2 protein-coding genes are annotated in these 1,156 nt (G+C 71.5%); both read right to left on the bottom strand.

The window, feature by feature from the left end; translation table 11 throughout:
- Positions 1–12 precede the first annotated feature (12 nt).
- Positions 13–726: a hypothetical protein gene (locus tag AB0J68_RS32420; protein WP_363942735.1), complete on the bottom strand. Its 714-nt coding sequence runs from the start codon at positions 724–726 to the stop codon at positions 13–15.
- Positions 727–956: 230 nt separating this feature from the next.
- Positions 957–1,156, bottom strand: a 200-nt coding sequence (locus tag AB0J68_RS32425) for a DUF3626 domain-containing protein (protein ID WP_363942738.1), incomplete at its 5' end; no start/stop codon positions are given.

Here is a 1,156-nt window from a genome sequence, read left to right on the forward strand (position 1 = left end):
GTGCCTGTCGTGTCACCAGAGCTGCTGGACGACGTCCGCCGCCTGCTCTTCCCACTGCGCGTACGCGTACGGGAAGGCGGAGACCTGCACGGTCTGCGCGGCGGCGGTCAGCGGCAGGTCCTGCCAGCCGCCCACGTTCTTCAGCGCGCTGAAGAACGCCGTGGCGGCGTACTCCGGGTCGGTGATCTGCTCGGGCGTGCCCCAACCGGACGTCGGACGCTGCTGGAACAGGCCCTGCGAGTCGTGGTCGTTGTACGCGCCGAGGTGGCCGAGGTTGTAGAGCTTCGACTCCTGCAACGAGGTGGCGACGCCGATCACCGCGCCACGGTCGCCGACGCCGGTCTTCTTGGCGGCGTCCACGATCGCCCGGGCGTTGTCGAGCTGCGCGTCGTCGAGCGGGATGCGCGACTGGGCGCCCTCGATGCCGTGCGGGATCAACTCGTCGCGGCTCGGCTTGCCGGCCGGCGGCTTGCCGGTGGCGGAACCGGTGGTCAGCCCGGACTCGACTGGCTGATCCTTCTGCTGGGCCGAGGTGGCGGCCTTGCCGGTGGCGAGGTCGATGGCGGCGACAGCGCCCTGGTGCGGCCCGGAGGTGACCGGGGCGGCGGCCGCGGTCGGCGCGAGCGCCAGACCACCGAGGGCAGCCACACCCACCACGCTCAGCGCGGTCTTGCGGTACGAGTCCTTAGCGATGGCGGGGAGCCATCGAGTGAAGTCGACCTTCACGATGGTTCCTTTCGATCGTGCGGAGCGCTCCGGGGTGAACGCTCCTCGGGAGAGATGACCGCGGAAAGGTTTGGGCTCCGGCGGTACGGGGGACACAACCGGGTTGACGTGTCGGTCATTCCGGAAATGCCCGAGCCGCGGCGGCCTGCGGTCCCGGTCACTCCGACAATCGGATGGCGGGCATGCCGGGCGGCGAAACGGGACGATCGACGCGACCCGCCCGGACCGGGTCAGCCGGGGTGGGTCGTGCCGAACCGGACGAGAACGTGCCAGAGCTGCTTGAGGTGCTGCAGGGTGTCGGCGACCGGGCCCCGGTCCGCCCACCGCTGGGGTTCGGTGACCACCGAGACGGCGCCCCGACCGATCAGCTCCGCGTCCACCGGTGCGCCCGGACGGGCGAACTCCCGGTGCTGGCGGCACGCCTGCACCG

The sequence above is a fragment of the Micromonospora sp. NPDC049580 genome (assembly GCF_040675595.1).
GTDB lineage: Bacteria > Actinomycetota > Actinomycetes > Mycobacteriales > Micromonosporaceae > Micromonospora.